Raw genomic sequence first — 22,918 nt, 5'->3', positions numbered from 1 at the left:
GCAGGTACGTCTGCTTAGAAAAGATGTTGTATGCCGAGAGTTACACCGGTCGTTGTGCCCTGACCAGGAAGGAATGACGCTGGGGCGTTCGATGCGATCGAAGTACGCATGGCACCCCGGTTATTGACTACACCCAATTGCGTGTATAGCGTGGTGCGCTTCGAGAGCAGGTATTGTGCGCCAGCGCCGACCAGGATCGATTCGTTTGCCGCGTCGCGCACGTCATGGTTGACATACACCGCCGCATTGAATACCAGGAATGGTGAAGCGGTCCATTGAAGGCCACCCGCGTAAACATTTACGTCGTTGCAGGCGGTCAGTTGCTGGTTTCTATATTTGGTGTAGGAAAGATGAAACGTTAGTGGCCCAATCGCGTAGCCAACTCCGGCGTTTTCCCCGATGAATGCCGTGTCGGATGTGTTCGGATTGTTTGCCTGAAAATACGCCAGAGTTGCACTGACAGGCCCGCGGCTGAAATTGAGCGCGGCGCTTACATGGCGCCCAGTCGCGACACTTCCAGCGACGTTTCCGAACGCATACTCCACCGATCCGCTCAATCCACCGATGGTCGGCGACGTGTAGATAACCGAATTGCTATCGAACAATCCTGTTCCGCCGAAATGGTCAAAATAGACGGAGACATGGCTGGCATATTGAGGCCCGCCGCGCGCGTCGGCGTTGACGAGGGACATGAAAAACGGGGAGAACTGGACCCCGGCATGTATCTGACCGAGGGGACCATTCACGCCAACGTACGAGTTCCATCCAAACAGATTGCCATTCGAATTGCCAAAGCCGCCGTTTGTCGTTGAAAAGCCGCTGCCAAGTTTAAACTCTGTGCTGTACCCGCCACCGAGGTCCTCCGTTCCCCTTAACCCCCAGACCGACGGCGCCCATGCACCATCGAGCGCGCTAAAACTGCTGCCACTGGCTTTGCTGGATTTACTCTGATAGTAGAGTCCGGAGTCCATGATCCCGTAGACGGATACCGATGACTGAGCCCAAGCGCAAACCGATCCAACCGACAACGTTAAGCCTGCGAATAATCTTCGCATCACACAACCTCCATAGCGAACAACTCAATTGAAGAGGTAATATCAACACGATTTGACGTGCTTGATTGACTTGCATATTGGTAATCCTAAGGGTTATGCGTGGGAGATCCAATCGAGGCCAATAATCTGAGCATCGACGCGATTGATGGAGTGTGAGATCTCGCGAGCCGGCCTCCGACCTCAACGGTTCACAATGTGTTGTATGGGGCATGGGATGCGGCCGAGCACGATGGCGGATCGTTGCTGGTTTGGAAGACTTCAAAATAAAGTTGTTTAGCGCCCTCGTTGAGGCGGAGGCGCTGGCCGCATGCCATCGACCATGTTCACAGCACCTGACAGAGCGTATGAAGGGTTGGTTTGCGTTTGCGCGTGGAAGAAGCTTTCCACCGGTGCGCCGGTCTCACGGGGAGACGGAAATGCCCGCAATCTGGAGCAATAACACCAGGTTCAGCGCCAGCACGGCGATGGCGCTCGTCACTGCCGAGATGGTCGTCAGACGGCTGTTCCGGTGGCGGCCCATCAGTTTACCGCTCGAAGTGAACCACACCAGCGCGATCATCGGTATCGGCAACGCGACGCTCAGCACGACCTGGCTCAGCACGAGCGCACGGGTGGCATCGACTCCCCACGCCACTACGGCGAAGGCCGGAATCATCGTGACGAGCCGCCGAGTCCACACTGGGATGCGAAAGCCGACGAAGCCTTGCATGATCATCTGGCCGGCCATCGTGCCGACCACCGAACTCGACATACCGGAGGCGATCAGCGACGCGAGGAACAGGCCAGCCGCAGCGCCGCCGAGCAGTGGCGTCAGCGTGTGCCAGGCAGTTTCGATGCTCGCAATCTCCGGGTGCGTCTGATGGAATGCGCTGGATGCCATGATCACCATCGCCATGTTGACCAATCCCGCCACCCCGAGCGCAACTACGACCTCAATGTTTGAGAACGCGAGCAGCTTCGAGCGTTCGCGGTCGTTGCGCGGCTTCACGCGATTCTGCGTCAGGCCCGAGTGCAGGAACAGGGCATGCGGCATCACTGTTGCGCCGATGATGCCAACCGATATCGTCAATGCGTTACCGTCTGCCATGCGTGGCGTAAAGGTATGGCGAAAGACCTCGGGCCACTGAACTGGAGCGATCAACAGTTCAGCCAGATACGACAGGCCGATCACGCCGACGAGGGCGGTTATCACAAGCTCAAGCGGGCGGAAACCCTTTCTCTCGAGCTGCAGTAGCGCATACGTCACGGTAGCGGTAATTAGCATGCCCGCCATCATCGACAGATGCAGCAGTAGCGATAAGCCGACCGCCCCACCAACGAACTCGGCAAGGTCGGTCGCCATCGCGGCAATTTCGCTTATCACCCACATCGCGATCACCCATCGACGTGGCAACGATTCGCGGCAAAGCTCCGCGAGATTGCGGCCTGTGACGAGGCCAAGCTTGGCCGACAGCGACTGGAACAACATCGCGATCAGGTTGGCGAGACCCACGACCCACAGTAGTGTATAGCCGTAGCCGGCACCCGCCTGGATGTTGGTCGCGAAGTTGCCGGGATCCATGTACGCAATCGACGCGACCACTGCCGGCCCTGCAAACGACAGCATCGCTCGTGGCCCGCGACGTCGACCCGCGAGCGTTTCGCTCATACCGAAACTGGTCTGCTCGGTGAGTGTCTGCGGCAAGCCGTTCTGAGTGGTGATTTCGTTCATGACTGGGTCACGTTCGATGCGCTGTCTGAAAATTTGCAGCGGCATGTCGCACAAGACTTACCACGGCTGCACTTCGCCGTCGTGATAGAACGTGCCGGTTGGGCCGTCGTCTGCGAGCGTGGCCAGTTGCACGCTGGTGCGCGCGCCTTCTTCGGCGGACAACGGTGCGTCGACGCCATGAAGATCGGTCTTGACGAACCCCGGATGGGCCGCGTTGACCTTGATCGCAGTGTCGCGCAACTCATACGCAAGGTGCACCGTCCACGCGTTGACCGCTGATTTCGAAACGTTGTACGCCGGGATCTTGAAGTTGTAGAACGTCGATGCGGGATCCACGTTGGCTGCCATCGATCCAAGGATGCTTGACACGTTGACGATCCGTCCGCGCGCCGATTTTCTGACGAGCGGAAGGAATGCGTTGGTGACCGCAACGAGGCCGAAAAGATTGGTGTTGAATGTCTTGCGCCACGTGTCCAGCGGCTGTGCCGATGGTGCCTTGTCGAACGCGTCGAGCATGATGCCGGCGTTGTTCACGAGCACGTCGAGATGGGGATGCCGGCTACTGACCGCGGCGACAGCAGCGGCGATCGACGCGTCGTCGGTGACGTCGAGCTGGAGCGCTTCGGCGCTGATGCCTTCGCGCTCGAGTTGCGTGACGGCTTCCGCGGCGGCTTGTGCGCGGCGGCTGCCGACGATCACATGCATGCCTGCGCGGCCAAGCTGGCGTGCGGTTTCGAAACCGATGCCCTTGTTGGCGCCGGTAATGAGAGCAATTGTTTTTTCCACTTTGAAGTTCTCCTGGTTGAAAAAGTGCGCGAGACGTCCCGGGCTTTGCGGATGAATGTGCCGTCACGTAACTCGATAAGCGGATTTCTTCTGCCATGCGGAGCGGCGACCGTGCCGCATGGCACGATCCGATCAACTGGCTGAAGAAGGCGCGTCGAATGTTTCTTCGAAGAAGCCGGCGATGGCATCGAACACCTGCCGGCGATTCTTCTCGAGGACGGCCATATGCGTTGCCTCGCCGATCTCGACCCAGCGCCGGTACGGTGCGCCGCGCAGTTCGGCGAAATACGCACGTGCGAGGTCGAGCGGCACGTCCTGGTCCCATTCGCCGTGCACGAGCAGTGCCGGCACTTCGATATCCGCGGGATCGTAGAACGGCTTGCCCGCTGTCCAGAATTCGCGGATGTCGAGGATCGCGCCATTGGTGGCGCGGATCGACTGCTTGTCGCGCAGCGCCGCGTCGGGCTCGGTCCTGATCGTCGCCGCCGACCACGCTTCGAACCAGCCGTCGGGCAACAGCGCAGCCCGCTTGTGCGCCGGCGCGGCGCTGAGCCAGCGCTCTTTCGTGTCGGCAACGGGCACGAGCCGATAGGCGTCGAGTTGCCCGCCTGTGTCGATCGGGACGGGTTTGTTGCTCAGCCATTGCGGCGCGATGAGTGCCAACTTGGTCACTTTATCGGCGTTGCGGCTCACGTAGGCGCCGGCGACGCTGCCGCCCCACGACATGCCGATGACGTTGAGCCGGTGCAGATTGCGGGTACGCAATACGAAGCTCACCGCGCTCGAGAAATCGCGCACCCCTGTCTCCGTGCGCACGAGCGGCGCGTTCCCGGCTGGCGGGCGGTCCATCTCCACGGGGCGCGTCGAGCCGCCATAGCCTCTGACGTCGACGGCATAGACATCGAAACCCTGTTGCGCCAGGTAGTCCATGAACGAATATCCGCCAAGCGGTACGTCGTACAGGCTGCCCGACGAATAGGTCGCGCCGTGAACCATCAGAACCGTGCGCCGTTCGCCGAATTCCTTCACGTCGGCGAGGCGTTTGTTGATGATATGGAGTTTGATGTCCGGCGAATCGCTCGGGATCAGAAACTCATCCTTGATGATGCGATTGGTGTCTTTCATTTTGAAGTCCGGTCAGTTCGGTTGATCGAGATGGCCTTAGCAGTAACGCCACGAGAACTGTTCGCCTTTGCGCGTGACGAGGCCGGCCGACGATTCGGCAAAATGGGTGCTGAAGAAAATGGCGCGCCGCTCGGCGACGTAATCGAGCGCCCACTTGCGGGACTCGCGGGCCGCGTCCTGGAACTCGCAGAACACGGAGTTCCATTGCGGTCGCACGACCTGGACCGGGTGGTGCATCACGTCTCCGCCGAACAGCGCTTCGTGGCCGCCGGAAGACAGGCTGATCGACAGATGATCGAAGCTGTGTCCCTGGGTTTTGTGAAACGCGAGACCGTCGATGAATTCGCTGCCGTCCGCGTCGATCATGATCGCCAGGCCTGCGTCCACGACCGGCTTGACGCTGTCTTCGAAGACCCCGGCGCTGGGCTCCTGAACGTTATCCGGGTTTGAGTAGAACTCGTGTTCGGCCTTCGAGAACACATACTTCGCGTTGGGAAAGGTCGGCACCCACTGGCCGTCCTTCAGGACCGTATTCCAGCCCACGTGGTCGACATGCAAATGCGTGAGGAGCACGAAGTCGACGTCTTCTGGGTCGACACCCGCTTCGCGAAGGCGCGCGAGGTAAGGCGTTTGCAGCCGGTGAAAGATCGGATTGAGCGGTCGCTCCTTGTCGTTGCCGGACGCCGTGTCGATCAGGATCGTGTGGCGGTCCGTCTTGACCACCCACGTGTGGATGCTCTGGATCAGGTGTTGGCGGTCGGCGGTCATGTTGCCCGGGATCAGCCACCCGCCGTGCTCGTTCGCCACATCGTCATTCCAGGCCGGATAAACGAATGAGGGCGGCACTTCGCCAAGCGTGAGCTCGGTCACACGGGTGACGGTTGCGTTGCCGATCTGATAACTTAGTGTCTGTGTCATGACTTGGTCCATCCTGTCTTTCGAACGATGCGATGGCGCCATAGTGACGCGGACAGCCCGCGGGAAAAACAGGGGACGGCCGAAAACACTATTCCCTGGCTGGAACAATGGCGTGTGTTCCGGTTTCCGCGTCGATCATTCCCACATGCCTTTAAGCGATCGAGATGGATAAATTCACGGCTCTGCAAACGTTTATACGCGTGGTGGACTCCGGCAGCTTCAGCAAGGCGTCCGACCTCCTGGACATGCCGAAGTCCACCGTGACACGTCTCGTACAGCAACTCGAGAGCGAACTCAAGGTCAAGCTGCTGCACCGTACAACCCGCCGGCTCACCGTGACCCAGGAAGGAGCCGCTTACTACGAAGGCGCGGTCCGGTTGATGGAGTCTCTCAGCGAGCTTGACTCCGGCATTGCGCTCGCTTCCGCGACGCCGCAAGGCAAGGTGAAGATCGAGGCTCCGGACTGGCTGGCGACGATGGCGGTCATTCCATCGCTGCCGGATTTCCTCGCACGCTATCCGGAGATTCAACTGGAGATCGGCATCAACAACCGGTCCATCGACCTGATTTCGGAAAACGTCGACTGCGTGCTGCGCGTGGGTCCGCTACTGAGCGACTCGCTGATCGCGAGGCATCTCGGCGATCTGCCGCTCGTCACGTGTGCGTCGCCCGACTATCTGGAGCGTCAGGGCATGCCTTCGCATCCGCAGGACCTTGCGATGGAGCACTCGCTGGTGCAGGTGGCGTCGCCTCGTACGGGCCGACACTTCGTGTACGAGCTGAGTCGTGACGATGATCGCATCGAGATCGCGGGCCAGCACTGCATATCGGTGAACAATGCGAACGCAGCGCTTGCTGCCGGCCTGGCGGGGCTCGGCATCGTCACGACGTATGCATTTCTTGCACAGGCTCATCTTGATTCAGGCGCCTTGGTAAAGGTGTTGCCGGGATGGTCGAGCGGCTCTGTCCCGCTGCACGTTGCGTGGCCGTCCAACCGGCATCTTGCGAACAAGGTCCGGGTGTTCGTCGACTGGATCTGCGAGACGGTCGCGCAGCGGGTGATTCCTCAGGGAAAGCTGCGCGTCTGAGCGACACATCGCGATTGTGATATTGATATCTGCGTGATATGTTAATCGGATGGTAATCGACGACAGAATATTTCCCGTGGCTGCGTCGCACCTTCCATTTCACGATGTCACAGGAGCGCAGTGTCATGTCAGGAATGCCGGAAGTGCCGGAAGTGCCGGAAGCGAGCGAGTTGCTGCGAATTGCAGACGAGTATGGATTTCAGATATCGCCTGAAGAACTGGGTGTGTATACGGCATCGATTGACGAGAGTTTGCAGGCATACGCCCAGATAGAGCGGCTGCATGGCGAGATAGCAGCTACGCCGTCGCCAATGCGCGAGGGCGCGCGGCCTGCCGATGCCGACAATCCACACGGCGGCTGGGCCTGGAAGATGTCGCTGCAAGGTGCAACGTCCGGACCGCTCGCCGGCAAGCGCATCGTTATCAAGGACAATGTCGCGGTGGCCGGCGCGCCGATGCTGAACGGCAGTGCGCTGCTCGAAGGTTTCGTGCCGCAAGAGGATGCGACGGTCGTGTCGCGCATCCTCTCGGCGGGCGGGATGGTCGCCGGCAAGGCCGTGTGCGAAAACCTCTGCTTTTCAGGCGGGTCCCACACATCCTATCCGCGCTACGTCGAGAATCCGCGTGCGCCTGGCTATATGACGGGAGGATCGTCCAGCGGTTGTGCAGCGCTGATTGCGAGCGGCGAATGCGACATGGCGATCGGCGGAGACCAGGGCGGCTCGGTCAGAATTCCCGCTTCGTGGTGCGGCATCATCGGCCTAAAGCCGACGTGGGGCTTGATCCCTTATACCGGGGCGTTCCCGATTGAGCCGAGTCTCGATCATCTTGGGCCGATGGGCACACGGGTCGAAGATATTGCGTGCCTGCTCGATGTGGTGGCGGGGCGGGACGGGCTCGATTCGCGCCAGATCGACGTTCCGTTTGAACGACCGTCGTACAGCGCGGGCCTGAATGAGCCCGGGCGAAAGTTGCGGATCGGCATCCTGCAGGAAGGCTTCGGCTGGGAAGGCGTGTCGAATCCGCAAGTCGATGCGCTCGCCAGGCAGACGGCGGAAAAATGGCGCGGTGCCGGGTGTGAGGTCTACGACGTCTCGGTGCCGCTGCATCGGCACGGGCTCGACATCTGGACCGGCATCGCGACAGAGGGCGCATGGGGCACGATGGTGCGTGACAATTCGGTCAGCCACGGGCCGGCCGGCTTTCAGGACGTCGGTCTGATTGCTCACTATGCTCGCGCGCGCCGCGAGCGGGCGTCGGACTTTTCTGCCACGGTCAAAAGCGTGATTCTGCTCGGCGCCTATCTGCACGAAACGGACGGCGGCATTCACTATGCGCGGGCGCAGAACCTGCGCCGCACGCTGCGCGCCGCATACGATGCGGTACTCCGGGATGTCGACGTGCTGGTCATGCCGACCACGCCGCAATTGCCGACGCCGCTCGAGGCCGACGGCTCTCTCGATACGTATCTCGGCACTGCGCTCAACATGATGAACAACACCGCGACCTTCGACGCATCGGGCCATCCGGCATTGAGCATGCCGTGCGGCACGTTGGACGGTTTGCCTGTCGGGATGATGCTGGTCGGCAGGCGCTTCGACGAAGCCACGCTACTGGCCGCCGCCTGGCGATTCGAACAGTCCGGTTACGCGCAGTAGTTCCGCAGTCGCGGGCCGGCCATATCGGTTCAGCGCTCGCCATGCGGCGTAGCGCTGAAAATCGGCATGCGCTCGACGATGAGCCCGAGCAGCGTTGCCGCTGCTTTCGACAGGTGGCGTTCCTCGCGGACCAGGACTCGCGCATAAGTCGAGTTGAACAGGGGATGGGCGAGGTCGATCGCCGTCAGATCCTGGTCGAGCGGCGCGAGCAGCGTCGTGGACCTGCCGAGAAAGGTCAGGCCTCGGCCCGTGCGTACGAACCGCTTCAAGGCGGTCACGGAGTTTGAGGTGAGGGTGGGCGTGAGCCGCACATGCTCCATGTCCGCGACGATGCGCACGATCTGCCCCAGCCCGAATGCCGACGTCATGAGTGCGAGCGGCCACGCCTCGACCTCCGCCAGTTGTAGCGGCGCCGTGCGCGCGGCGAGCGGGTGCTCACGCGACGCGACCAGTCTGACGGGATTCCATCCACTCGCCCGATGCACCACGCGCGGGGCCGGCGGCGGATTGTATGCCAGCCCAATATGGGCGACATCGTTCGCGACCTCGCTCACGACGTCGTTCACCGGCATCACGCTGACCGTCACATCGAGCTTCGGATAGTCGTTGATGAAGGGGGTGAGGACGTCATCCATCAGCGACTCGACAAAGCCCTCGCTCGTCGCGATTCTGACGCTGCCCATCTGCAGTCCTTTGAGATCCTGCAGCGTGCTTTCGAGCGCCTCGCGCTCCGACTGACAGCCACGCCAGTACGCGAGCAGCGCATGCGCGGCCTCTGTGGGAGAAACGCCGCGATTGCCGCGCTCGAACAGGGGCGCGCCGACCTCATCCTCCAGAAGACGCAACTGCCGCGTCAGCACGGACGAAGCCGTGTTGAGCGCATCGGCTGCGCCGCGTATCGATCCTCTGGACAGAACCTCGTAAAAGTAACGCAGGCGGCGTTGGTTGATTTCGCGAATGCCCATCTGATTCTCCCGGCGCTGCCAGGTCGGCAGCGCAAATAGCCTGATTTTGCTGTTGCAGAGGATTTTATTGGCTGGCGAGCATAGCGCCGAAGTTACGGAATCTGCGGGACTTCCTCGCTCGGCTCATGCCGTTGTCACTCATGATAAATATAGGAATACAAATCAATGGAGAAGGCTACTCTCTACGGAATTTCGTGTGCAGCGACGCTGTTCGGTTGCCAGGCGGTGATGGCGCAAAGCTCGGTCACGCTGTATCGCATCGTAGACGCGGGCATTATGTACACGAACAACCTGAACGGCGGCAGTGCGGTTTAGCTCGCTCCCGGACGTCTTGGTGGCGATCGCTGGGGCCTGCGTGGAGACGAGGATCTCGGCGGCGGATTGCGTGCGCTGTTTGTTCTCGAGAATGGGTATAACGGAGTCAATGGCGCACTTGGACAGGCAGGGCGGATGTTCGGCCGTCAGGCGCTGGTGGGGCTCAGCACCGGCCGCTATGGCACGCTGACGTTCGGCCGGCAGTACGACGCGCTGACCGAGCTTGCCGCACCGTATTCCGCATCGGGATGGTGGGTGCCGGCCACGCATATCGGCGACAGCGATAACTTCGACGGATCCGTGCGCATCAACAACTCGATCAAGTATCGTTCGCCAACGCTTTACGGCTTCACCATGCAGGGCATGTATGCGCTCAGCAATCAGGCGGCCGGCGGTACCGGCGGCTTCGCAAACAACCGTGCGTGGAGCGTCGCGGCAAACTATGTCAATGGTCCGTTCTCGGTCGGCGCCGGCTATCAGTTGCTGAATCATTCGAATTCGACGACCAATACGAGTGGCGCAGTGGGCGGGGCGTCGACCACGAACGGCGACGACTACAGCACGGTCTTTTTCTACGGTATCGACGGCGGCGTGGCGCGCCAGCAGATCGCCGGCGCGGGTGGTAGCTTCACAAGCGGAGCGCTGATTGCTGCCCTCAGTTTCAGCCACGTCCAACTCGACTATAACGACGGCGCGTCGCGGCGGCTGAACAACTACGAGGGCAGCGTGCGTTACCGGATCAGCACGCCGCTGCAACTGGTTGCGGACTATGTGTTCACCGACGGTCATGCAAGCGGTCTCCCTAAGACAAATGGAGCGTCGCTTCATCCACAGTGGCACCAGTTCACGCTTGGCGCCGATTATCTGATGAGCAAGCGCACCGAGCTCTACGTGTCCGGCGGATTTCAGATCGCCGCCGGAGACGCAAGCACGTTGCGTAATGGTTCCTACCAGAAGATTGCCGCAATCGCCGTTGCCGGTGCCTCGTCGAACAGCCGCCAAGTCGTTGTGATGTCTGGCATCCGCCACCGCTTCTAGGCGAGACTGCGGCGAGGAGGCCGACCCGGAGTGCGCGCTGGCCGCTTCCTCGCTCGCTGGAACAAGGCGGCATCAGGCGACATCGGCGCAGACATTTGTCACGCCCCAGTCATTCTGGTTGATCGATGTGCATTCTGATATGTCAGCAGAATGGTAGAAGAGTATCATGAACAGAATTCGCATCAATAAAGCGCGTTCAGCCACTGTCTCTATGTCTGCATTGTTTCTTCGGCACAAAAAAAACGCACGTTAGCCGCGAATAGTAGGAATCGTGTCGATCGTTCAGCTGTTCTGCATGGGCAACATACCCGCTTGACAGCGGAGAAGCGGCCACACTATTCTGTCGTCTTCTGATATGTCAGCGGTCGACTAATCGGGTGTCGATGTTTGCGCGCAACTGCGACGTGCGCCGTCGCAGGCATATGCATACTTTTGCGCCTGTTCCCCGGCTGGCGCTTGATTACATTGAAGGGGTCAACATGCAGGCAACACAAACGGGAGCCGTACGGCAGTTCATGCTGGATCGGCCTGAACGCCGCAACGCACTCGGCTCGGAGACGATCCGGCAATTCGAAGAGGGCTTGCGCGACGCGCAGCGGGACGAAACCGTCGGCGCAATCGTTCTGTCGGCGGAGCCGCCGGCGTTCTGTGCCGGTAGCGATCTGAAGGAACTGGGCACCTTGTCGATCGACGGCATGTGCGATCACGAACTCGAAACGGCACGTGTTGCCCGATTCATCGCAGCGATGTCGAAGCCGGTGATCGCCGCGGTGGACGGCTACGCGCTGGGTGGCGGTTTCATTCTTGCCGTGTCGTGTGACGTCGTGGTCACTGCGCCCGCAACACGCTGGCATCTCCCCGAAGTGCCGAACGGCTGGCTGCCGCCGTGGGGTTTGCAGGCGTTGATCGCGCGCGTGGGTCCGGTTAAGGCCCGCTTGCTGACGTGGGGCGCGGATGCGATCGACGGTGCCGAAGCATACCGGCTCGGCGTCGCGGACTATCTGGCGGAGCAAGGCGGTGTCGATGCGGCAGCGTTGGCGCTGGCGTCCAGACTTGCCGCGCTGCCCGGCGATGCGGTGCGCTCATGTAAGCGCTTCTTCGAACCGTTCGTCAGTCTGGACGGTGAAAGGCTGGATCGTTTGGCAGCTGAGCATTTCGCCCGCAATTGCGCAGCACCGCGGGCAAAGGCCACGCTGTTACGCTTCGGGAGCAAGTCATGAGCAAAGTGATCTCCGCAAGCGATGCCGTAGCCTCGATTGCCGACGGCCAGACCGTTGCCTCGGTCGGCGTTATCGGCTGGGTCGTGCCCGACGCGACGTTGAAGGCATTGGGCGAGCGTTTCCAGCAGACCGGTTCGCCTCGCAACCTGACGTTCTATTTTCCTTGCGGTACGGGTGACGCAGTCGGCATCCGCGGCATGGATCACGTAGCGCAGGAAGGTCTGATGAAGCGGATCGTGTCGGGCTCCTACATCAACCCTGTCAATCCGGCTACGGGCGAGCGGCCGGCGTTGATGGAGCTGATTCGCGCGAACAAGGTGGAGGCGTATTCGTGGCCAATCGGTGCGTCGATGCACTGGCTGCGCGAGGTGGCGCGCAAGAGCACTGGCTACCTTACCCATATCGGCATCGGTACTTACGCAGATCCCGATCATGGCGGCGGAAAGTTTACGGAGCGGTGCAGCGACGATCTGATCCGCAAGGTTGACTTCGAAGGGAAAACGCTGCTGTTCTATCCGGCATGGAACATCGATGTAGCAATCATTCGTGCCTCCAGCGCCGATGAATTTGGCAACCTGTCGTTCGAAGACGAACCCCTCGTCTCCGCCGGTCTGGCGCTCGCGCTGGCTGCCAGAGCCAGCGGCGGGCGCGTGATCGCACAGGTACGCCGGATCGTCCCGCGAGGGGTACGCGTGGCCACGGAGGTCAGATTGCCCGGCATGTTCGTCGATGCGCTGGTCGTCGATGAGGACATGATGATGAGCACGGATACGCCCTACGATTCGGCCTATCTGCAGGCGGGCAATGGGACCGGCCGGCTTCCCGACATTCCGTTTGGCCCGGACAAGGTGATCGCGCGGCGCGCGGCTCAGGAAGTCCGCAAACGCGAGTTGTCGATCTTCGGCTTCGGCGCGGCCGCCGACGTGCCGCTCGTCATGCTGGAGCAAGGCGAGATCGATCTCGTCAACGCGCCCGACGATTATTGGTTTACCACCGAGCATGGCTCATACGGCGGGGTCGTGATGAACGGCTGGCAGTTCTCCGCGAACCTCTATCCACAGGCGTTGATGGACGGACTGTCCCAGTTCGACGCGATCGACGGAGGCCTATGCCGCTTCGCTGCGCTGGCGTTTGCCGAGTTCGATGCGCGCGGCGTCGTCAACGTCAGCAAATTTGGGCGTGCGAATCCTGGTGCCGGTGGATTCACGGACATCGCGGTGAATGCGCAGCGTCTGGTTTTCACGGGCACTTTTACCACCGGAGGTCTGGACATCGCCTATCGGGACGGCCGCATGTCAATCGTTCAGGAGGGCAAGGTAAGCAAGTTTGTCGCGGACGCGCAGAGCATTACCTATTCGGTAGCCGAAGGGGCCCGGCGTGGGCAGAGCGCATTGGTCGTCACCGAGCGTGCGGTGTTCGAGGTCACGCCGGAGGGGCTTGTATTGATCGAGATCGCGCCGGGCGCCGATCTGCAAAACGACATACTGCGTCTGATGAGTTTTCCGCCTGCCCGTATTCTCGATCCGCTACCGCTGATGGATGCGCGGCTGTTCGATCCCGCTCCCGTATCTGCGCGGCTTTCGCAACCCGAACTGGCCTAGGAGCATAGTCGCGCGGCGCCCGGCGCCGCGCGTCCAGTAGCACTTTCCGCGCGGGTTCCATTCCGTGCGAGCCGGCCCGGCCCACGCGGCGTCTTTATCACTGTGCGAGGGAGAAGGAATCGAGCGCCGAGCGCGTCAGCCGGTCGAGTAGCGACATGAGGTCGGCGGACGCAGCGACGGCCTCCGCCGTCGTACCAGCGGCAATGCCTTCGAGTACAGCAGCGTGCAATTTGGCCGCTTCGAGAAATGCATCGGCCTCTTCAACGGTCTGATACCAGAAGCGCCGTGACTGCGCGTGGATGGCCAGCATCGTATGCGACAACATCGCGTTGTGCGTGGCGCGTACCTGAGCGTCGTGAATGGCGCGGTTGACCTGGAAATACTCGTCGACGTTCTTGCGTTTTGCTGCATCGACGATCCGCTTCGCCAGGCGTTTCAGTTCCGTGCGTTCGGCGGGCGTGACCCGCATGCAGGCGCACCGGACAATCAGTTCCTCCAGCGGTCGGCGTACTTCGAGCAATTCGAGTTGCTGGCGTACGTCGACATTGCAGATCGAGGTGCCTCGTCGCGGCCGCATTTCGACAAAGCCGAGCTGACGAAGGCGCTGTAGCGCTTCGCGCACCGGCGTGCGGCCCATGTCGAGTTCGTCGGCCAGCTGCACTTCGGACACCATGTGCCCCGGCGGCAATTGGCGCGTGACGATCATCTGTTCGATGCGGGAAAACGCGATATCGGTCAAAAGCTGGTCGGCCGCTGGATCGTCTTCCTGCACCGGGACGGCCTTTCTGGATGTCATTCGATTGCCTTCCTGTATAGAACGAGTCGGCGACTAGTATATCAAGTGAGCAGCTACGGCTTCAATCGGCGTGGGCGCGGCTTTTCGCAACCCGTTCAGCACTCAAAGGTGCACGCCGGCGTGTTCGTTCATGAGCTGCGGATCGCCGAGATGCTCGTGCGGAATTTCGGCGCTGATTTTGCCTCGCTTGATGACCAGCACCCGTTCGGAAACCGAGACGATGAACTCGAGATTCTGTTCGACCAGCACGATCGACAGACCGGTTTTCGCGCGTAGCCGCACGAGCGTTTCGGCGATCTCTTCGATGATGGAAGGCTGGATGCCTTCGGTCGGTTCGTCCAGCAGCAACACGCGCGGCTTGCCGGCGAGCGCCCGCGCGAGCGCCAGCAACTGCTGCTCGCCACCGGACAACTGACCGCCGGGCCGTTGCAGCAGCGGTTTGAGGCGGGGAAAGTCTTCCAGCAAGGTATCGAGCACCTCTGCCTTGGACGGGCCCTGCCTGACGGCGCCCATATTCAGGTTGTCGAGCACGCTGAGGGTCGGAAATATTTCGCGCCCCTGTGGCACATAGGCCAGCCCGAGACGGGCGCGCGAATGAGTGGGCAGCCGGGTGATGTCCTCGCCGCCCAGCAGAACGCTTCCGTGGGTGGCGCGCAGTGCGCCCACGATCGTGCGCAACAGCGTGGTCTTGCCCATGCCGTTGTGCCCGAGAATGCCTACGGCTTCGCCGTCGGCGACCTGAAACGAGATGCCGTGCAGTACCGGGATAGGTCCATAGCCCGCACGCAGTTCGGTAACGTCCAGCATGGCCGGCTCCTGTCAGTGTGATTTCTTGCCGAGATAGATCTGCTGCACGAGCGGATTCGCGAACACGCGCTCCGGCGTGTCCTCCATCAGGATGGCGCCCTGGTGAAGGACCGTCACCTGTTTCGCAATGCGTCGGATGAACGACATGTCGTGCTCGACGACGATCACGGCGTGCTGCCGGTTGATCTCGAGAATCAACTGGGCGGTTCGTACCGTTTCAGCATCGCTCATCCCGGCGGCGGGCTCGTCCAGCAGGATCAGTTGCGGGTCGGCCGCGATCACCACCGCCAGTTCGACCCACTGCCGCTGACCATGCGCGAGCAGTCCCGTCACAGCGTCGCGATACGGCGCCATGCCGACACGCTCGAGCGTCTCGAGCGTGATGCGCGCAGCGTCTGCCGATGAACGCTTGCGGCGTACCGAAAGCCAGACGTTTTCGAACACGGTCAGGCCGTTGAACAGACTCGGCACCTGTGTCTTGATGCCGATTCCGAGCGCGGCGGGCGTGTGAGGCTGCGCACCGGCGACGTTCTGCCCGCGAAACAGGATCTCACCCGAGGTCGGCTTCACCTGGCCCGTGAGCAGTTTGAAGAACGTGCTCTTACCGGCGCCGTTCGGCCCGATCACGCAGCGCAACTCGCCTTCGGCCAGCGTGAAGTTGATATCGCGGGCGGCGTGCACGCCGCCGAAGCGCACGTTGAGGTTTCGCGTTTCGAGTAAAGCGTTCATGCGGAGCGCTCCGGTGCGGAAGAGGTGCTGCCTGGCGCCGCATCGTGCGCGGTGGGTCTCTTGGCGAGCAGGCGGATGATCCGTTCGATAAGCGCTCCGCAACTGGGCACGATCCCGCTGGGTAGCAGCAATACGGTGGCCATCAGGATTGCGCCAAGCACGAGACTGGCGTTGACGGTCTGCTGCGTGCCGATCTGCGCGGTCAGCCACTGGATCGCCACACAGCCGAGCACCGGACCCACCAGCGTGCCGGCGCCGCCGACCATGACCCAGATGATGATCTGCGCGGACTGTGCGAGGCCGAATACATTGGGGCTGGTGAACGAGCCCCACGTGGCGAACAGGCATCCTGCCAGCCCTGCAATCGCGCCGCCGATGGTAAAGACCAGCAGCTTGTAGGCGCGCGTGTCGTAACCGAGCAGCGACGCACGCTGTTCGTTTTCGCGCACGGCGACGATCACACGGCCGGTCTTCGAACGCAACAGGGCGCGCAGGCCGAGATAGATCAGCAGCAACGCGCCCATCGCAAACTCGAACAGTCCACGCGGTTCGAGCACGGAGTCGGGCTGGCCGGGCCAGTTCAGCGGCGCGATGCCAGGGATGCCGTTGAAGCCGCCAAGCAGCGTATTGCCGATTTTCCATTCCGGGCCGGAGGTCGAGTTGACCAGATTGAACAGGATCAGCGTGACGGTGAGCGTGGTGACGCCCGCATACACGTCGGAGATGCGGCCATAGAACATGACATAGCCGAGCAGGGCCGAGAACAGGGCGGGCACCGCGATCGCCAGCATCAATGGCACCGTACTGTCGCCTAGGTTGCCGACCGCTATCGCATAGGTATATGCGCCAATGCCGAACATCGCCGACTGGCCGAAACACAGAATGCCGCCAAAGCCCCAGATAAAGCCGAGACTGAGCGCGAGTATCGACATCACCACATAGACGCTTGCCTGAATCAGCGTGAAGTCATCGAGTATTCGCGGCAGAAGCACCATCAATCCGAGGGCCACGGCGGCGGACACGCCGGCGCTAGCCCACGATTGCCGGTAGCGTGCCATCGCACCCGGGCGAGGCGGCGAGACAGGTTCGGACGAGTTCATAGTGATCCCTTGAGGAAGCGGCCAGTAATGCCTTGCGGCAGCAGCCGCAGCATGACAATAGCGACGACCAGCAGCGCGACCTCTCCGAGCACCGGCGTCGTGCCGAAGGTGGCAAGCTGATTCACCGTGCCGAACAGCGACGCGGCGCTAACGAGGCCCGTTAGCACGGCCGGTCCGCCGCTGATTACGGTGATGAATGCCTTCGCGATGAATGCCGCGCCCATTGTCGGCACCACGCCGGTGAGCGGTGCCACCAACGCGCCGGCGAAGCCGGCGAGCGCGGCGCCGGCAGCGAACGTCAGCGAATACACACGGGACGGATCGATGCCAAGCGCGGCCGCCATGGCCGGGTTCTGCATCGTGCCGCGGGCAATCAGGCCCCATTGCGTGCGCAACAGGACCCAGCGGCACAGCAGCGTCAGGACGATGGCGCAGCCGATCACCGCCAGCGTGTACAGACTGATCGAATAGCTGCCAACGGACACGCTGCCGAGCGGCGCTGAAATCCCCACTGTCGTATTGCCCGCTACTGCGGTCATGATGCCGGTGAGCAGTAGCGACAGCCCCCACGTGGCGAGCATGGTGTCGACCATGCGGCCGTACAGATACCGGATGAAAAGCCGCTCCACGACGATCCCGGCGATGCCGATTGCCAGCGGCGCGACGACGAAGATCGCGAGCCAGATACTCACGCCCAGTCGCGTCGCCATGATCGTGGTGTATGCCCCGAGCATCATAAACTCGCCGTGCGCGAGATTGATCACCTTCATCATGCCGAAGATGACCGCGAGGCCAGCCGACACGATCACGAGCGACGCAATCGCATACAGGATCTGGACGAGAAAGACGAGGTAGATATCCATGGCCGTCCTTGCTGCGCGTGACGATTAGAGTTTGATGACGTACTGCTGATTGTCGTCAGGATTTTTCTTCAGATTGCAGACAGCGCTCATGTCGCCGGGGTGCTGCTGCGGGAAGGTCTGCTTGACGTCGAAGTCTTTTGCCCTGACTTCGGCGAGACTCACGTCGAGCGTGCAATGGTGAGTAGCCGGGTCGATGCTGATCTTGCCGCTCGGGCCGGCGAAGCCGATGCCCGATTCGAGCGCCTCGATCATTTTCATCCGGTCCAGCGAGCCTGCCTTGCTCACACCTTCGGCCCACAGGTTGAAGCCTTGATACGTGGCAACCGAAAACTCGCTGAAGCTCGTATAGTTCTGGCCGAAGCGTGCGCGCATGCGCTGCTTGAATGACCGGTTCTCGGGGTTGTCGAGGTTCTGGAAATAGTTGTATGCGACGAGGAAACCGTCGCATTCCGCCGGCGAAAGGGTGATCTGCTCATTGCCGGTGCCAAACGTGGTGGAGGCGAGCGGAATCTTCTTGTGCATGCCCGATGCAGCCCACTGCCGGTAGAACGACATATGCGAGCCGCCCACGAGCGCCGATACGACCATGTCGGGTTTCGATGCCTGAATCTTCGAGATGACGGCGCCGAAGTCGGTCACGTCAAGCGGGAAGAAGTCGGTGGAGACGATCGAGCCCTGGTTGTCGAGTACATATTTCTTGATGTATTGCGACGCGATCTGACCGTAGTTATAGTCGGCGGCAATCACATACACTTTCTTGCCCCACTGCTTCATTGCGTAGGGTACGAGCTTTGCGGTCGTCTGTCCGGGCGTGACACCCGTGCAGAATGTGTTGCGGTCGCAAACGCCGCCTTCGTACTGCGTGTTGTAGAAGTAGAGCGTGTGATAGCGCCTCATCACCGGACGGATCACCTCTCTCGATGCGGACGTAATGCCGCCCTGAACGACCGCGACCTTGTCGCGCAAGGCGGCTTGCTGCGCGAACTGGGTGGCGAGTTGCAGATTCGACTGCGGATCGTAAGAGAGCAGTTTCAGCTTTCTGCCGAGCAGGCCGCCCTTGGCATTCCATTCCTCGACCGCGAGGGTCAGGGAATCCAGCATCGGCTTGCCGTAGATATCCATTCCTCCAGACTGGTCGTGAATGCTGCCCACCAGGATTTCGTCTGCCGCCAAGGCGGCGAATGGGATGCCGGCGCCTGCGGTCGATGCGACGGCTGCGGCGGTGGACTTGATGAACGTACGACGATCCATTATTTGGACTCCATATGAAAGCGTTCTGGACCTGGGAAGCGGGAGACGCGCCTGCATGCTGCCGGCGCGGAGAAGGGGGCACGCATTGCGAAATACCGCTAGCGGGTTGCCGCTTCGACGACGGCGGCGGCTCGCAATAAGGCGGCATCGTCGAAGTGGCGGCCGGTCAGCATCATGCCGACCGGTAACCCTTGCGATACGCCGCACGGCACGCTCAGCGACGGATGGCCGGTCATGTTGAATGGCGCCGTGTTGGCGACCATGTTCCAGCCGGCCACCACCAGTTCCTCCGCATTCAGAGTGGGGTTGTACCGGTGGGCTTTCATCGGCGTGGTGGGGGTCACCAAGATATCGACGTCCTGCAGCAGCCGGTCGTATTCGGCCCGCAATGCCGCGCGTAGCGACTGGCCTTTCGCATAGAAGCGTCCCTGGTAGTTTTCGCGCATGTACGAGCCGAGAAGCAGGTTGAATTTCGCCTGCATCGGCAGGTGTTGCGCGCGTTGTTGCATGCCCGTGCCGAACGCAACGCTGAGGTCGGGATCGTAGCGGCCGCTCCAGTGATGTCCCTGGCCGTTGTTCTGGAACGTCGCGCTGACGCCCTCGGCAAACACCCCCCAGACGATGGCGCCGGCGGCGGAATGCGCCGGGCAACTCACGCGCACGACGGTAGCACCGCGCGCGCTCAGCGCGTTGATTGCATCGAGCACACACGCGTCAACGTCGTCTTCCGCTCCGTCGGTGCCGAAGCCTTGCTCGAGAATGCCGATGCGCAGTCCGCTGATGTCGATTGCGCCGGCTGCATGGGTGTAGTGCTGCAGGGGCACGATGCCCTGGCGCGGATCGAAGGAATCTTTACCGGCCAGCACGTCGAGTGCCACCGCGACCTCGCGTACTGTGCGCGCCATCGGGCCTGTGTGATCGAAGCTCAGGTCGAAGCCGAGAATGCCGGTGTACGGCACGAGTCCGAAGGTCGGCTTGATGCCCACCACGCCGCACCAGGAAGCTGGAATGCGGATCGACCCTGCCTGGTCGCAGCCGATGGTCAGATCAATGTCTCCAGCAAATAGCGCGGCGGCGGAGCCACCCGAGGAACCGCCCGCGAGATGCGCGCTACTGTGCGGATTGAACGTCGGTCCGTAGGCGCTGGTGTCGCCCGCACCGGAGAACGCGCAATTGTCCATATTCAGGATCGCAACGATGTTGGCTCCCTCGTCGAGTATGCGGGTGACGATCGTGGCGTCCTGCGCCGGCGTGTAGTCGAACACGCGCGAACCGCAGGTGAGCGGCACGCCCGCGAGACTGATGCTGTCCTTGAGGCCGACGCGTACCTGGGCGAGCCGGCCTGCGGCAGCGCCACGTACCGAGCAGCGCCGAACGATCGCGTTGCAGAAGTTGTCGGCATCGGCGGGGCGTTCACCGGTGCTGCGCTGTGGATATTTCAGCGGGATGGGCGCGAGCGGCCATTGCGCCAACGCGTCGTAATTCTGTAGAACCCTTTCGAACAGCGCGCCATAAGCGCTCTCCTCGTCGGCGCCGACGTCGAAATGATTTTGCTCGGCAAGGTTTCGGATTTCACTCAGGTTGGGGCGACGCACTGACATGATGAGTTCCTGTCCAATGACTTTTTTCGGAGCGCGACGGTGTCGCGCCGCGCACAGTAGCAATCCATCGACATCTGATATGTCACATGTCGGCAAATTAGATGCGTCAAAAAATAAAGTCAACTAATGAGCGAAGCTGGATTGCCGATCGCGTGCTGGCGCCAGCGCCGAATGAGGAAGTAGGCGCCCTGTGCTGCCTTTTGGGCAGCGCAGGGTGGTGACGTTTGCTGTTGTCATGGCGTTTTTTGGATGACGACCATGTAGCCAGCTCCACGCCACGCCTGAAAGAGGGAACCGATGAAAGTACTGGGTGAAACAACCGGGAAGCAGTTGTACGCGCCGAGACCCGACGCCGGAATGAACATGGAAAAGGCCGCGCTTTACCGCCAGATAGGATGGCGCGTGCTGCCGTTTCTGATGATCTGCTACATGTTCGCGTATCTGGACCGCATCAACATCGGCTTTGCCAAGCTGCAGATGCAGTCTGACATCGGCCTCACCGATACGGCTTATGGGCTTGGCGCCGGAATTTTCTTTCTGGGCTATGTGCTGTTCGAAATCCCGAGCAACCTGTCGTTGCCCAAGGTCGGCGCACGCAGAACCATCAGCCGGATCACGGTGCTATGGGGGCTGACGTCTGCGTCAATGCTGCTCGTCCGTAGCGAACACGTGTTCTACGCGGTCCGGTTTCTGCTCGGCGTATTCGAAGCCGGTTTTGCGCCAGGCATGATCTTCTACTTGACGTACTGGTATCCGAGGGACCGTATGGCGCGCGTGATCGCGATCGTCATGTGCGCGAGTCCGATCGGGGGGATTCTCGGCGGACCTTTGTCCACCTGGGTCATGACGGCCTTTGCAGGCGCCCATGGGCTCACCGGATGGCAGTGGATGTTCCTGCTGGAAGGACTACCGTGCGTGGTACTCGGCGCGCTTGCGCTGTGGTACATGGACGACCGGCCGGACGACGCGCCCTGGCTGAGCGCGCGTCAGAAGATCCTTCTGCGGGACGATCTTGCCGTCCCGCCGGGCCGTCACCATTCGTTTCGCCAGGTTCTTGCCGATCCGCGCCTGACCGTGCTCGCGCTCGCGTACTTCTGCATAATCTGTGGCATCTATGCGGTGAGCTTCTGGCTGCCTACGATCCTGAAAGCGGCCGGCCTCAAATCGATGCTGCAGATAGGACTCTATTCGGCTTTGCCGTACGTCGCCGCAATCATCGGCATGGTCTATTTCGGCCGGCGTTCGGACCGCTACGGCGAACGCCGTTGGCATAGCGCGCTGACGGCTCTCGGCGGCGCTGTAGGCCTGACGATCGCCGCGCTGTATCCCGGCGACTTTTCGGTTTCGCTGATCAGCATTACGGTTGCGACCGGACTGATGTGGGCCGCGTACGCGGTGTTCTGGGCGATGCCATCTGGCTACCTGAAGGGCGACGCAGCTGCGGGCGGTATTGCCTATATCAATACCGTTGGGCTGCTCGGCGGTTTTCTCAGTCCGACCATCATGGGCTGCGTCAAAGACATGACCGGCACGATGACGGCCGGACTGTTCGTGATGGTCGGACTGCTGGTTGCCGGGGCGCTCCTGACGATTGCGAACCGCCTGCCCGTCGATTCGACCCAATGACCCATGCAACGACCCATCGATCCACGAACGTTCATCTTCCATGCGAATTCTCATTGCCGGCTTCCAGCACGAAACCAATACCTTTGTCGCGCTCAAGGCGCATTATCAGAACTTCGTCAACGGCGAGACGTTTCCTTCGCTGAAGCGCGGCGAGCAGATGCTCGAGTTGCGGCACATCAATATTCCGGTCGGCGGCTTCATCAACGAAATCGAGCCGGACGGTCATACGCTGATCCCGGTGCTCTGGGCCGGTGCGGGGCCATCCGCGCACGTGACGCGCGAAGCATTCGAGAGAATTGCCGGCGAGATCGTTGACGCCTCTCGATCGTCCCTCCCGGACGCAGTGTATCTCGACCTTCACGGTGCGATGGTGACCGAACAGGCGGACGACGGTGAGGGCGAACTGCTGGCGCGCGTGCGCGCGGTGATCGGACCTGACGTACCGCTGGTGGCGTCGGTGGATCTGCACGCCAACGTTACGCGGCGCATGCTTGAAACAGCCGACGCGATCGTGGCCTATCGGACTTATCCGCATGTCGACATGGCGGAAACGGGCCGACGGGCGGCGCGTCTGCTGCGCGCGCGTCTGGCTGGCGAGCGGTGGCGCTGCGCCTGGCGCCGCCTGCCATTCCTGATACCGATCAATGCGATGTGCACGCTGGTCC

Annotated in this window: 19 protein-coding genes and 1 pseudogene; 7 read left to right on the top strand and 13 right to left on the bottom strand. The window is 61.5% G+C overall.

Annotation, left to right across the window (positions count from 1 at the left end; all coding sequences use genetic code 11):
• Window positions 1-14: 14 nt before the first annotated feature.
• The 5 genes from AC3WLT_RS08100 to AC3WLT_RS08080 form a co-directional block, all read right to left on the bottom strand.
• Window positions 15-1,055 (bottom strand): porin, encoded by a 1,041-nt coding sequence (locus AC3WLT_RS08100; RefSeq protein ID WP_492591377.1) that lies wholly within the window; start codon window positions 1,053-1,055, stop codon window positions 15-17.
• Between the two features lie 400 nt (window positions 1,056-1,455).
• The gene (locus tag AC3WLT_RS08095) at window positions 1,456-2,703 is read right to left on the bottom strand and encodes an Nramp family divalent metal transporter (RefSeq protein ID WP_492591516.1); all 1,248 of its coding nucleotides are present in this window, start codon (window positions 2,701-2,703) and stop codon (window positions 1,456-1,458) included.
• 120 nt (window positions 2,704-2,823) lie between these two features.
• A complete protein-coding gene (locus tag AC3WLT_RS08090; protein WP_492591376.1) occupies window positions 2,824-3,552 on the bottom strand; it encodes an SDR family oxidoreductase in 729 nt (242 codons plus the stop codon).
• A 132-nt stretch (window positions 3,553-3,684) separates the two neighbouring features.
• Window positions 3,685-4,677 (bottom strand): alpha/beta hydrolase, encoded by a 993-nt coding sequence (locus AC3WLT_RS08085; RefSeq protein WP_492591375.1) that lies wholly within the window; start codon window positions 4,675-4,677, stop codon window positions 3,685-3,687.
• Window positions 4,678-4,713: 36 nt separating this feature from the next.
• Window positions 4,714-5,595: an MBL fold metallo-hydrolase gene (locus AC3WLT_RS08080; protein WP_492591374.1), complete on the bottom strand. Its 882-nt coding sequence runs from the start codon at window positions 5,593-5,595 to the stop codon at window positions 4,714-4,716.
• A 164-nt stretch (window positions 5,596-5,759) separates the two neighbouring features.
• Between AC3WLT_RS08080 and AC3WLT_RS08075 the strand changes: the two genes are divergently transcribed.
• Both AC3WLT_RS08075 and AC3WLT_RS08070 read left to right on the top strand, forming a co-directional pair.
• Window positions 5,760-6,683 (top strand): LysR family transcriptional regulator, encoded by a 924-nt coding sequence (locus AC3WLT_RS08075; RefSeq protein WP_492591373.1) that lies wholly within the window; start codon window positions 5,760-5,762, stop codon window positions 6,681-6,683.
• Between the two features lie 125 nt (window positions 6,684-6,808).
• Window positions 6,809-8,341 carry an amidase gene (locus AC3WLT_RS08070; RefSeq protein WP_492591372.1) on the top strand — a complete coding sequence of 511 codons (1,533 nt, stop codon included), beginning with the start codon at window positions 6,809-6,811 and terminating at the stop codon, window positions 8,339-8,341.
• 29 nt (window positions 8,342-8,370) lie between these two features.
• Here AC3WLT_RS08070 and AC3WLT_RS08065 read toward each other — a convergent pair whose 3' ends face one another.
• Entirely contained in the window at window positions 8,371-9,300 is a 930-nt protein-coding gene (locus AC3WLT_RS08065; RefSeq protein ID WP_492591515.1) for a LysR family transcriptional regulator, read from the bottom strand.
• A gap of 171 nt (window positions 9,301-9,471) precedes the next feature.
• Here AC3WLT_RS08065 and AC3WLT_RS08060 point away from each other — a divergent pair.
• The 3 genes and pseudogenes from AC3WLT_RS08060 (at window position 9,472) to AC3WLT_RS08050 (ending at window position 13,480) form a co-directional block, all read left to right on the top strand.
• Window positions 9,472-10,659 (top strand): annotated as a pseudogene (locus AC3WLT_RS08060) (porin).
• Window positions 10,660-11,138: 479 nt separating this feature from the next.
• Window positions 11,139-11,879, top strand: a complete 741-nt coding sequence (locus AC3WLT_RS08055) for an enoyl-CoA hydratase/isomerase family protein (RefSeq protein WP_492591371.1) — start codon at window positions 11,139-11,141, stop codon at window positions 11,877-11,879.
• Window positions 11,876-13,480: a CoA-transferase gene (locus AC3WLT_RS08050; RefSeq protein ID WP_492591370.1), complete on the top strand. Its 1,605-nt coding sequence runs from the start codon at window positions 11,876-11,878 to the stop codon at window positions 13,478-13,480. Before AC3WLT_RS08055 ends, AC3WLT_RS08050 begins: the two co-directional genes overlap by 4 nt.
• A gap of 97 nt (window positions 13,481-13,577) precedes the next feature.
• Here AC3WLT_RS08050 and AC3WLT_RS08045 read toward each other — a convergent pair whose 3' ends face one another.
• The 7 genes from AC3WLT_RS08045 to AC3WLT_RS08015 form a co-directional block, all read right to left on the bottom strand.
• Window positions 13,578-14,276, bottom strand: coding sequence for a GntR family transcriptional regulator (locus AC3WLT_RS08045; protein WP_492591369.1), 699 nt, complete (start codon window positions 14,274-14,276; stop codon window positions 13,578-13,580).
• Window positions 14,277-14,378: 102 nt separating this feature from the next.
• The gene (locus tag AC3WLT_RS08040; protein WP_492591368.1) at window positions 14,379-15,083 is read right to left on the bottom strand and encodes an ABC transporter ATP-binding protein; all 705 of its coding nucleotides are present in this window, start codon (window positions 15,081-15,083) and stop codon (window positions 14,379-14,381) included.
• Window positions 15,084-15,095: 12 nt separating this feature from the next.
• On the bottom strand, window positions 15,096-15,812 hold the full coding sequence (locus AC3WLT_RS08035) for an ATP-binding cassette domain-containing protein (protein WP_492591367.1): 717 nt from the start codon (window positions 15,810-15,812) through the stop codon (window positions 15,096-15,098).
• Complete coding sequence (locus AC3WLT_RS08030; protein ID WP_492591366.1) at window positions 15,809-16,912, bottom strand: branched-chain amino acid ABC transporter permease; 1,104 nt, start codon at window positions 16,910-16,912, stop codon at window positions 15,809-15,811. Before AC3WLT_RS08030 ends, AC3WLT_RS08035 begins: the two co-directional genes overlap by 4 nt.
• Window positions 16,909-17,775, bottom strand: coding sequence for a branched-chain amino acid ABC transporter permease (locus AC3WLT_RS08025; RefSeq protein ID WP_492591365.1), 867 nt, complete (start codon window positions 17,773-17,775; stop codon window positions 16,909-16,911). Before AC3WLT_RS08025 ends, AC3WLT_RS08030 begins: the two co-directional genes overlap by 4 nt.
• Window positions 17,776-17,799: 24 nt before the next feature.
• Window positions 17,800-19,026 carry an urea ABC transporter substrate-binding protein gene (locus AC3WLT_RS08020; RefSeq protein ID WP_492591364.1) on the bottom strand — a complete coding sequence of 409 codons (1,227 nt, stop codon included), beginning with the start codon at window positions 19,024-19,026 and terminating at the stop codon, window positions 17,800-17,802.
• A gap of 98 nt (window positions 19,027-19,124) precedes the next feature.
• Window positions 19,125-20,627, bottom strand: a complete 1,503-nt coding sequence (locus AC3WLT_RS08015) for an amidase (protein ID WP_492591363.1) — start codon at window positions 20,625-20,627, stop codon at window positions 19,125-19,127.
• Between the two features lie 357 nt (window positions 20,628-20,984).
• On the opposite strand from AC3WLT_RS08015, the gene AC3WLT_RS08010 reads away from it, so the two are divergent.
• On the top strand, window positions 20,985-22,253 hold the full coding sequence (locus AC3WLT_RS08010; RefSeq protein ID WP_492591514.1) for an MFS transporter: 1,269 nt from the start codon (window positions 20,985-20,987) through the stop codon (window positions 22,251-22,253).
• Between the two features lie 40 nt (window positions 22,254-22,293).
• The coding region (locus AC3WLT_RS08005; RefSeq protein ID WP_492591362.1) for a M81 family metallopeptidase at window positions 22,294-22,918 on the top strand (625 nt) is incomplete at its 3' end.

The sequence above is a fragment of the Paraburkholderia sp. FW306-2-2C-D06C genome, from assembly GCF_058781505.1.
The sequence above is the reverse complement of the archived record's forward strand: the minus strand, read 5'-3'. Positions and strand labels throughout refer to the sequence as shown.

Bases quoted from the DNA above. Each gene is read 5' to 3' on its own strand.
- AC3WLT_RS08035 (WP_492591367.1), bottom strand. From the start codon at position 15,812: ATGAACGCTTTACTCGAAACGCGAAACCTCAACGTGCGCTTCGGCGGC.
- AC3WLT_RS08015 (WP_492591363.1), bottom strand. From the start codon at position 20,627: ATGTCAGTGCGTCGCCCCAACCTGAGTGAAATCCGAAACCTTGCCGAG.
- AC3WLT_RS08010 (WP_492591514.1), top strand. From the start codon at position 20,985: ATGAACATGGAAAAGGCCGCGCTTTACCGCCAGATAGGATGGCGCGTG.
- AC3WLT_RS08095 (WP_492591516.1), bottom strand. From the start codon at position 2,703: ATGAGCGAAACGCTCGCGGGTCGACGTCGCGGGCCACGAGCGATGCTG.
- AC3WLT_RS08030 (WP_492591366.1), bottom strand. From the start codon at position 16,912: ATGAACTCGTCCGAACCTGTCTCGCCGCCTCGCCCGGGTGCGATGGCA.
- AC3WLT_RS08075 (WP_492591373.1), top strand. From the start codon at position 5,760: ATGGATAAATTCACGGCTCTGCAAACGTTTATACGCGTGGTGGACTCC.
- AC3WLT_RS08040 (WP_492591368.1), bottom strand. From the start codon at position 15,083: ATGCTGGACGTTACCGAACTGCGTGCGGGCTATGGACCTATCCCGGTA.
- AC3WLT_RS08100 (WP_492591377.1), bottom strand. From the start codon at position 1,055: ATGCGAAGATTATTCGCAGGCTTAACGTTGTCGGTTGGATCGGTTTGC.
- AC3WLT_RS08045 (WP_492591369.1), bottom strand. From the start codon at position 14,276: ATGACATCCAGAAAGGCCGTCCCGGTGCAGGAAGACGATCCAGCGGCC.
- AC3WLT_RS08050 (WP_492591370.1), top strand. From the start codon at position 11,876: ATGAGCAAAGTGATCTCCGCAAGCGATGCCGTAGCCTCGATTGCCGAC.
- AC3WLT_RS08020 (WP_492591364.1), bottom strand. From the start codon at position 19,026: ATGGATCGTCGTACGTTCATCAAGTCCACCGCCGCAGCCGTCGCATCG.
- AC3WLT_RS08080 (WP_492591374.1), bottom strand. From the start codon at position 5,595: ATGACACAGACACTAAGTTATCAGATCGGCAACGCAACCGTCACCCGT.
- AC3WLT_RS08070 (WP_492591372.1), top strand. From the start codon at position 6,809: ATGTCAGGAATGCCGGAAGTGCCGGAAGTGCCGGAAGCGAGCGAGTTG.
- AC3WLT_RS08055 (WP_492591371.1), top strand. From the start codon at position 11,139: ATGCAGGCAACACAAACGGGAGCCGTACGGCAGTTCATGCTGGATCGG.
- AC3WLT_RS08085 (WP_492591375.1), bottom strand. From the start codon at position 4,677: ATGAAAGACACCAATCGCATCATCAAGGATGAGTTTCTGATCCCGAGC.
- AC3WLT_RS08025 (WP_492591365.1), bottom strand. From the start codon at position 17,775: ATGGATATCTACCTCGTCTTTCTCGTCCAGATCCTGTATGCGATTGCG.